The following is a 9,507-nucleotide window of genomic DNA, read 5'->3' as shown; positions in this document are numbered from 1 at the left end:
TGTCAGAATTATCTATAAAAATTGGGAAATTAATCCGTAATAAAAGAATAGAGTTAAACATGACTCAAGAGTTCTTGGCCCTAAAGTGCTCTATAGATAGGAGCTACATGGGAAGAATTGAGCGTGGGGAAGTAAATCTAACTGTCGAAAAACTATATGAGATTGCAAAAATATTGAAGATTCATCCTCAACACTTATTACCGAACTTTTAGAAAATTAATTATTTAACAAAAGGTTATAAATTAAATAAAAAACGTAGATAATCTACTGTAATTTTAATTGACATAGTACTATCAGCAACATAATATGCTATTTAGCTGGTTTGAATAGATGTTCTACTGCAAAAAATAAGGATGACAGGTGGCCGCCTGTCATCGAGTTCAAAACCATTAACACGACTAAATATTAGGAGTTCAGAACAAATGAAAGTATATCAGATCAATTATGACCTGCGTAAACAACGTAACTATGATGAGCTTTATGAAAAAATTAGGTCTCTAGGCAATTGGTGTCATCCACTGGAGTCATGTTGGTTAATTGTCTCTGAAAAAACACCATCACAAATTGCAGAGGAATTATTCAAAGTCATGGATGGTAATGATGGCTTATTAGTGACTCGCTTACAAAATGAGGCAGCTTGGTACAACCTTGATTCAAAGGGAATGAAAGATGTTACTACTTGGCTTAAAGAAAACTTAGGCAAAGCTTCTTAAATATGTGAGCCAAGGATGGCTCAATCCCTTTCTGAGTAAATATTTATGGCAAAGTTAAAGAGATTCTTAAAACTGAGCGACCTTACAGAGATTCGTACAGGCTTTACATTTCGAGAAAAGATCGAGGAAGTTGAGTCTGGCAATGCCCACGTATTGCAGATCAAAGACATTCGTAACATAGCAACGGATACATGTAGTTATACGCTTTTTGCAGATGCTTTACCGCAAATTGATTGGCAAGGTAAAGATAACGCAATCGTGTCGCCTGAGTCTGTGTTGCTGCCCTGTCGTGGAGAGTATCTCAAGGCACATTATTTTGTAGGCAATCAAGATCAATCAAAAGCATTACCCTTAATTGTGAGTAGCCAGTTTTTGATAATAATGCCAAATCAAAATGTAGTGCCTGAATACTTATGCTGGTACTTAAACCAACCTCATGTGCAATACGAGTTACGGAAAGAAAGTCAGGGCTCTAAGATGCCAATGCTTAGCGTATCTACAGTCAACCAGTTTGAAGTTGAAATCCCTAGCTTGGATATTCAGCAACGCATAATCGAATTAAACCGTATTTGGGAGCAAGAGCAGATCTTGACCCAACAATTACTTAAAAATCGTGAACAAATGATGATGGGCATGTTTAAACAACTGCTCCAAGGAAACAAATAATGGTTACTCAAATCAATCAAGATACCGTCAATAAAGCCCTTTGGTCGGCATGTGATGTATTCCGTGGCACGGTGAGTGCAGATACCTACAAAGACTATATTTTGACGATGTTATTCTTAAAGTACATCTCTGATGTATGGCAAGATCACTACGATAATTATAAAAATGAACATGGCGATGAACCTGAGCTCATCGAAGAATTAATGAAAAGCGAGCGTTTTGTCCTGCCTCGTGAATCAAATTTCTATACCTTGCATGAGCGTCGCTTTGAGCCCGGCAATGGTGAACGTATTGATATAGCTTTACATGCGCTTGAAGAAGCCAATGGGACAAAGCTCAAAGATGTAGGCAAAAGTGTCTTCCAAGAAATCTCGTTTAATACTGATAAATTGGGTGAAGAAAAGCAAAAAAATACCATTCTGAAAGATCTTTTAGAAGTTTTTGCTGTACCCGAATTGGATCTGAAACCAAGCCGTGTTGGTTCACTTGATGTGATTGGTAACGGTTATGAGTTTTTGATTAAAAACTTCGCTGCGAGTGGTGGTCAAAAGGCAGGTGAATTTTATACGCCACCTGAAGTGTCTGACTTAATCGCAGAGTTACTTGATCCGCAGAAAGGCGACAGTATTTGTGACCCTGCATGTGGCTCTGGCTCACTGTTAATGAAGTGTGGTCGTAAAGTTGTAGCAAATCACAAGAGCAAAGAATACGCACTCTACGGGCAAGAAGCCATTGGTTCAACTTGGTCATTGGCGAAGATGAACATGTTCTTGCATGGCGAAGATAACCACAGAATTGAGTGGGGCGATACCATTACTAATCCAAAACTATTGGATAAGAATGGCGACTTAATGCTGTTTGATATCGTAACAGCAAACCCGCCTTTCTCATTGAATAATTGGGGGTATGAATATGCTGAAAACGATAAGTTTGACCGTTTCCGTCGTGGTTTACCGCCAAAGACCAAAGGTGATTATGCCTTTATCTCACACATGATCGAAACGATAAAACCTGTTACGGGTCGTATGGGTGTTGTGGTTCCACATGGTGTGTTATTCCGTGGCTCATCTGAAGGTAAGATTCGTGAGAAGTTAATTAACGAAAACTTATTAGATGCGGTAATTGGTTTACCTGAAAAACTATTCTTTGGTACGGGTATTCCTGCTGCGATTTTAATTTTCAAAAAGCAAAAGTCTGATGATTCGGTTTTGTTTATTGATGCAAGCCGTGAGTTTAAGTCAGGTAAAAACCAAAACAACTTATCTGAAGAGAATATTGCCAAGATTATTGCAACCTATCGTACTCGTGAAAGTATAGATAAATATGCGTATTTGGCGACTTTGCAGGAAATCAAAGACAATGATTACAACCTCAATATTCCTCGTTATGTGGATACCTTTGAAGAAGAAGCTGAGATTGATTTGGTTGCTGTACGTGCTGAGCGTGAGCAGTTAAAAACTCAACTTGCTGAGCTTGAAGTGCAAATGGCGAAGTATTTAGAGGAGTTGGGTTATGGTGCCTAATGGTTGGAAACAAGTTGATCTAGGTTCTTTATTTGATTTTAAAAATGGATTAAATACCGAGAAAGAACATTATGGAAGGGGGTATAAATTTGTAAATGTAATGGACGTTTTTGGTAACAATATTCTTACTGAAAACAAAATCATAGGTCGGGTACAAGTCTCAGATAAAGAACTTATAGCGTATAAATTGCATTATGGAGATGTTCTTTTTAATAGAACGTCAGAGACATTTGATGAAATAGCAATGGCTGCTGTTTATTTAGATGATGCCGTTGCTACTTTTGGTGGGTTTGTCATTCGAGGTCGTCCAAAATCAAATGACATATATCCTGAATATTCATCATTTTTGTTTCAAGCTGAGATGTATAGAACACAAGCTATTAAACTTGGTCAGGGAGCGGTTCGTGCCAACATTGGTCAAAAAGATTTAGCAAAAGTTAATGTTTTACTGCCATCGATAACGGAACAAAAGGAAATCACTCAAATTCTTTCTACTTGGGATCAAACGATTTCGGCTACTGAAAAACTGCTTAAAAATAGCCAACAGCAGAAAAAAGCATTAATGCAACAATTGCTGACGGGTAAGAAGCGTTTGCGTGATGAGAAGGGTGTTGAGTTCAGTGATGAATGGCAACGTATTGAATTAGGCTTACTTCTTGACTATCAACAGCCAACACCTTATTTGGTGGAGTCCACTGCTTATAGTGATAGTTATAAAACTCCTGTTTTAACAGCGGGTAAAACATTCATTTTGGGTTATACCAATGAGATTTCAGGGATTTATCAAGATCAATTGCCTGTAATTATTTTTGATGATTTTACAACCGATAGTAAGTATGTGAACTTTCCATTTAAAGCAAAATCAAGTGCTATGAAAATCTTGACTGCTAAAAAAGGGGTTTCAATTAAATTTGTATTCGAAGCAATGCAAATGTTGAAATTCAATATTGGAGGACATCAACGACATTGGATTTCAATTTTTTCAAATTTGGTAATTTCTCTACCAAATCTGAAGGAACAACAAAAAATTGCTGAGGTTCTTTCTCTGGCAGATCAAGAGATTGAGACCTTACAGAAAAAACTTGATTGCTTAAAGCAAGAGAAGAAAGCACTGATGCAACAACTTTTGACAGGTAAAAAACGTGTCAAGGTGGCTGCTTAATGATGCAAATCAACCCTAGCTATTACCGCATTATGGCGGGTGCGAAGTCTGTATTTGCTCAAGAGTTTCTAGAAGGCGGCTTTATTGCCGCCAACTGGAACATTGACCAAGACTTAACACATGCATTGCCTGATGATTGGCGTGAGTTTAATCATCGTTTTATTCCTGTTTATCTTAATGCTTTACCTGACAAAACGAAGATTTCGGCAGGCTTAGCATGTGGCATGTTGCATACCCTTTCTAAGGGAATTAAACAGGGCGACATTATCCTTACACCTCGTGGAGATGGTCATTACTTAGTGGGTAAAGTCATTTCAGACTATTACTACGTGCCTTCTGGTGAGTTAAGCCATCGCAGAAAAGTTGAATGGTTTGAACAGACTTTACCTAGAGAACTGATGTCTCAGGAGTTAAAAAACTCATCAGCGGCAGGTACAGTTTGCAATCTAACCAAGTATGCAGCAGAGCTTAAAACGCTTATTGATGGTAAAGAAACAGTTGAGCATCTCGAGCCTGATGAAGTGCTCGAAGACCCAACAGCTTTTGCTTTAGAAAAGCATTTAGAGCATTTCTTGGTAGAGAATTGGTCTAAAACTGAGTTGGGTGCAACATACGACATTTATACCGAAGATGGTCAATTGGTCGGCCAACAGTATCCATCGGATACAGGTCCTATCGACATCTTGGCTATCAGTAAGGATAAAAAGACGTTGCTTGTTGTTGAACTTAAACGTGGTCGTGCAAGTGATCGTGTTGTGGGGCAAATTCAACGCTATATGGGCTATGTCAAAGATGAGTTGGCTGAGGCAGATCAGCAGGTAAAAGGGGTCATCATTGCACTTGAAGATGACTTAAGAATTCGTCGTGCTTTGAGTGTGGCTCAGAATATTGAGTTTTATCGTTATCAGCTGAGTTTTAAGCTGCTTAAGCACTAGATTTGCTTAAAATTAAAGGGGGATTTTTTGAAAAAGTATTTGAAATTTAATATGTTGGTGCTATTTTTTGATTTTCTTTATAAAGAAAATGTAACACCACAAATACGTATATTCTTATTGAATTTACAAAAGCATCTTGCAATTTCGGCTATGGGTAAGCATAATATGTTTAACAACACCCACAGCGCCTCTGATTTAAGCGTACCAGTGTGGGTTTTTTTATGACTAAAACTTTTTCAAAAGACCCAAAAACATACCCAGAATTATTACAAAAGTTAGAATCTGATGGTCTAAAGATTACAGATCAGACAGCTGCACTACGCCACCTTAAACAGATCAGCTATTACCGATTAAAAGGCTATGGACTGGCTTTTCGACAATATGATGAAACTGGCAAAAGGTTAAGTACATATCAGCCTAATGTTGAGTTAGTTACTTTAATTCATATGAGTATGATTGATGCTGAATTACGTAGTCTGATTTTAGCGGCAATAGACCGTATTGAAGTCGAAGTAAGAAATGTTATTAATCATGAATTATCGATTAAGTATAATAGCTCTCATTGGTTCTTAGATGAAAATTTGTTCCAAAGCTCTGATCAATTTAAACATCAAGATTTTTTGGGCAAGATTAAGCAATTTACTGCTAAAAAAGCAGATGCTGGTAGTGAAAAAGAAAAGCTCAGAGAAACTTTCATACATCATTATTATCAGGCTTATGTCACACCAGAATACCCGCCATGTTGGATGATTGCTGAGGTTTTACCTTTAGGCTCATGGTCTAAGTTATATGAGCATTTGGTGCAGAGTAAAGATCGTAAACAGGTTTCAAAACAGTTTGACTTGTCACCAGAGTTATTGGAGTCATGGTTACATGCGTTGACCTACTTACGCAATGTCTGTGCGCATCAAGGGCGTTTATTTAACAGAACATTTGCCTTTCCGCCTAAACAGGGTAAAAAAGCTCCTCTAAAGACCCAGCATCAACTCTATAATTATATCTGTATTTTATTCCTGTTCTTAAAGGAGTTTAATCATGAATATGATTGGTTAGAGCGCATTGAAGCAGTATTAAAGAAATGTCCAAATGAATTATTGAAATTTTATGGTTTTGATGAAAATTGGTTAGAGAAAGATGAAGACTATTGGATGAACTAAACCAAAATTTAGGAATCTCATAAAGTTATTTAAACAAAGTACAAGATAAAGTCATTTTAGGGTGAATGCGTGAATATTTATAATCCAAGGTTTCAAGAAGAATATAGTGGAAAGATTCCTGCTCTAACCTTGTTGACTAACTTAGGATGGTCATTCTTATCCCCATCACAGGCACTCGTTGCCCGTGATGGAAAACAAGACCAAGTGGTATTACGCCAAATCCTGCGTAAAGAACTTTCGAAACGTACTTTTCCATTTGCGGGTCAAGAATATCCACTATCGCCAAAATCAGTTGATAACTTAATTGCTGAAATATGTAGTCCTGCTTTGAATGAAGGGCTACTGACCGCCAACGAAAAAATGTATGACCATTTGTTCTACGGCATTCCTGTCACCGAATTTGTAAACGGGAAAAAAGTTAGCCCTACGATTCCATTGATTGATTGGCATAACATTCATAACAACGACTTTTCATACACTGAAGAATTTGCTGTCACACGCTCAGGTGGTGTAGATACACGTAGACCCGATATCATTTGCTTTGTAAATGGTATTCCTTTAGGAGTAATTGAAGCAAAACGCCCTGATAGTCAGGCTAAGAAAGGTCCAACGATTAATGAAGGCATTTCTCAGACGCTTCGTAATCAGCGACCTGATGAAATTCCACATCTGTTTGCATATAGCCAACTGATACTCTCTATAAATGGACATGAAGGGCGTTACGGCACATGTAATACTCCTGCTAAGTTTTGGGCAGCGTGGCGAGAAGAAGATATTTCTGATGCAGAGATGTATGCGCTTAAAAATAAGAAATTAACTGCTTCACAAAAACAGAGCCTATTTTCTTATCGTCCAGTCGATGACTTAAATTGGTATGAAAACCTAATTGCAGGTGGAGACTTAGCTGTTACAGGTCAAGATCAACTGCTTATTAGTCTATTAAAGCCTGAACGACTACTCGAAATGGTTCGCCTATATACGCTTTTCGATAAGAAAGCAGGAAAAATTGTTGCCCGTTATCAGCAAATCTTTGGTATCAAACGCCTCATTGAGCGTATTAGTACTAAGAATAGCAAGGGTGGTCGTGAAGGTGGTGTGATTTGGCATACAACGGGCTCAGGTAAGTCTTTTACTATGGTCTTTCTCAGTAAAGCCTTGATCTTGCATGAAGATTTAAAACAATGCCGTATCTTGGTTGTCACTGACCGTGTCGATTTAGAAGATCAACTAAGTAAAACCTTTGTATCAGGTGGTGAACTGGCAGGAAAAAGAGACAAGCAAAATGCCATGGCGACTTCAGGCAAACGCTTGGCTGAACAAATTGGCAAGGGTACAGAGCGAATCATGTTCTCTTTGATTCAGAAGTTTAACTCTGCAACCAAACTTCCTGAATGTGTCAATACAAGCTCAGACTTCATTGTCTTGATTGATGAAGGGCATCGAAGCCAAGGTGGTGAAAACCATGTGCGTATGAAACTCGCACTTCCAAATGCGGCATTCGTGGCATTTACAGGTACGCCATTACTTAAAAATGAAAAGACTGTAAATAAGTTTGGTCCTATTGTGCATGCGTATACGATGCAAAGAGCGGTGGAAGATAAAACTGTAACACCTTTGCTGTATGAGGAACGTATCCCTGATTTAGACGTAAACGAGCGAGCAATTGATACATGGTTTGAGCGTATTACAGAAGGGCTAACAGATCAGCAAAAAGCAGATTTAAAGCGTAAATTTGCGAGAAAAGGTCAGCTTTATACTGCTGATGACCGTATTCGCCTGATTGCATTAGATATTGCCAATCATTTTGTTAAAAATATTGATGATGGTTTAAAAGGTCAGCTTGCTTGTGACAGTAAAGCCTCAGCGATTAAATATAAAAAATATTTGGATGAAGCTGGTCTATTTGAATCGGCAGTGGTCATGAGTCCACCCGATAGTCGTGAAGGTAATACTGATGTTGATGAATCAACTACCCCTGAAGTGACTCAATGGTGGAAAGAGAATGTCGGTACTCAAGATGAACAATCCTATACAAAACAAGTCATCGAACGCTTTGAAAAAGATGAATCCCTTAAGTTATTGATTGTAGTAGATAAGCTATTAACAGGTTTTGATGAACCTAAAAATGCTGTTCTTTATATTGATAAAAATTTAAAACAGCACAATTTAATTCAAGCAATTGCGCGTGTAAACAGACTTCACCCATTGAAAAAGTTTGGTTTATTAATTGATTATCGCGGTATTTTAAAAGAATTGGATGCCACAATTCTTGATTACCAAGATCTCGCTGCTCGTACCCAAGGTGGTTATGATATTAACGATCTTACAGGCTTATATACTCAAATGAGTTCTGAATACAAACGATTACCTCGTTTGTATAAAGCACTTTGGGCAATTTTTGCTGATGTTAAAAATAAAAATGATCCAGAGCAGTTACGCCAAGTTTTAGTTCCTCGTATTGAAGAACGTAAGGGTGAGTTAGTCGATATTCACTTAAAAGTTCGTGATGATTTTTATGAAGCACTTACAGAGTTTGCAAGTTGTTTAAAAGTTGCGTTGCAGTCAGCAACCTTCTTTGAAGATAAAAGCTTTTCTGATGCAGATCGTCAGCACTACAAAGAAACAGTCAAACTATTTACAAGCTTGCGTCAAATTGTGAAACGAGATGCTGGGGAGACTGTTGACTACGATCAGTATGCAGAGCAAGTCAAAAAACTGATTGATAAGCATGTTGTGGGCATTGAAGTTAAGGACCCTGATGGGGTTTATGAAGTTGGCAAGATGGGTAAAATAGCTCAGCCTGAAGATTGGAGTGAAGAGAAAACACGTAATGAAACGGATATCATTAAAACTCGTGTAACTAAGATGATTGAGCAACAATTGCGTGATGATCCTTATGCTCAGGAGGCTTTCTCTAAGCTGTTACGTCAAGTCATTGAAGAAGCAGAGAAAGAGTTTGATCACCCATTGAAGCAACACATGTTGTTTAGAGAGTTTGAAGAACAAGTTGAAGCTCGTCGTTTAGATGAAATTCCCGATGTGTTCAGTGGTAATAAGCATGCTCAAGCTTATTACGGGGTCTTTAAGAAGCTATTACCTGAAGCATTCTCGATAACAAATCAACAGAATCAAGATAAGTGGATTGAACTCGCTTTCGAGGTTGATCGTTCTGTGATGAGCTCTGTGGCTGAAAACTCCATCAATCCGCAAAATATTGAAGCGGATATCCGTAAAAAATTATTACCTCAGATGTTCCGTGAATGTAAATCCATTGGGAGTGGTATGGATCAAGCAAAAAAAATTGTAGAAATGATCGTACAAATTACTCGGGTTGGTTTAAATGGGCTCTAG

8 protein-coding genes are annotated in these 9,507 nt (G+C 38.0%); all 8 read left to right on the top strand.

Features of this window, described 5'->3' with window-relative positions; all coding sequences use genetic code 11:
* Positions 1-212 (top strand): helix-turn-helix domain-containing protein (locus C9E89_RS18165; RefSeq protein WP_107009728.1); only part of this gene is annotated, 212 nt, incomplete at its 5' end.
* 210 nt (positions 213-422) lie between these two features.
* The gene (locus C9E89_RS18160) at positions 423-713 is read left to right on the top strand and encodes a hypothetical protein (RefSeq protein WP_057081899.1); all 291 of its coding nucleotides are present in this window, start codon (positions 423-425) and stop codon (positions 711-713) included.
* 45 nt (positions 714-758) lie between these two features.
* Entirely contained in the window at positions 759-1,379 is a 621-nt protein-coding gene (locus C9E89_RS18155) for a restriction endonuclease subunit S (protein ID WP_057104322.1), read from the top strand.
* Complete coding sequence (locus C9E89_RS18150; protein WP_058952589.1) at positions 1,379-2,902, top strand: type I restriction-modification system subunit M; 1,524 nt, start codon at positions 1,379-1,381, stop codon at positions 2,900-2,902. Before C9E89_RS18155 ends, C9E89_RS18150 begins: the two co-directional genes overlap by 1 nt.
* Positions 2,892-4,064: a restriction endonuclease subunit S gene (locus C9E89_RS18145; protein ID WP_081316859.1), complete on the top strand. Its 1,173-nt coding sequence runs from the start codon at positions 2,892-2,894 to the stop codon at positions 4,062-4,064. The genes C9E89_RS18150 and C9E89_RS18145 overlap by 11 nt, the downstream gene beginning before the upstream one ends.
* A complete protein-coding gene (locus C9E89_RS18140; RefSeq protein WP_058952590.1) occupies positions 4,064-4,999 on the top strand; it encodes an endonuclease NucS domain-containing protein in 936 nt (311 codons plus the stop codon). Before C9E89_RS18145 ends, C9E89_RS18140 begins: the two co-directional genes overlap by 1 nt.
* A gap of 221 nt (positions 5,000-5,220) precedes the next feature.
* On the top strand, positions 5,221-6,156 hold the full coding sequence (locus C9E89_RS18135; RefSeq protein WP_081316860.1) for an Abi family protein: 936 nt from the start codon (positions 5,221-5,223) through the stop codon (positions 6,154-6,156).
* A 69-nt stretch (positions 6,157-6,225) separates the two neighbouring features.
* The gene (locus tag C9E89_RS18130; protein ID WP_058952591.1) at positions 6,226-9,507 is read left to right on the top strand and encodes a type I restriction endonuclease subunit R; all 3,282 of its coding nucleotides are present in this window, start codon (positions 6,226-6,228) and stop codon (positions 9,505-9,507) included.

This window comes from Acinetobacter sichuanensis (assembly GCF_003024515.2).
Taxonomy (GTDB): Bacteria; Pseudomonadota; Gammaproteobacteria; order Pseudomonadales; family Moraxellaceae; genus Acinetobacter; species Acinetobacter sichuanensis.
Note: the sequence above shows the minus strand (reverse complement) of the source record. Positions and strands in the feature narration are given on the sequence as shown.

Excerpts from the sequence above, each read along its gene's own strand:
- C9E89_RS18160 (WP_057081899.1), top strand. The coding sequence starts at position 423 with ATGAAAGTATATCAGATCAATTATGACCTGCGTAAACAACGTAACTAT.
- C9E89_RS18155 (WP_057104322.1), top strand. The coding sequence starts at position 759 with ATGGCAAAGTTAAAGAGATTCTTAAAACTGAGCGACCTTACAGAGATT.
- C9E89_RS18150 (WP_058952589.1), top strand. The coding sequence starts at position 1,379 with ATGGTTACTCAAATCAATCAAGATACCGTCAATAAAGCCCTTTGGTCG.
- C9E89_RS18145 (WP_081316859.1), top strand. The coding sequence starts at position 2,892 with ATGGTGCCTAATGGTTGGAAACAAGTTGATCTAGGTTCTTTATTTGAT.
- C9E89_RS18140 (WP_058952590.1), top strand. The coding sequence starts at position 4,064 with ATGATGCAAATCAACCCTAGCTATTACCGCATTATGGCGGGTGCGAAG.
- C9E89_RS18135 (WP_081316860.1), top strand. The coding sequence starts at position 5,221 with ATGACTAAAACTTTTTCAAAAGACCCAAAAACATACCCAGAATTATTA.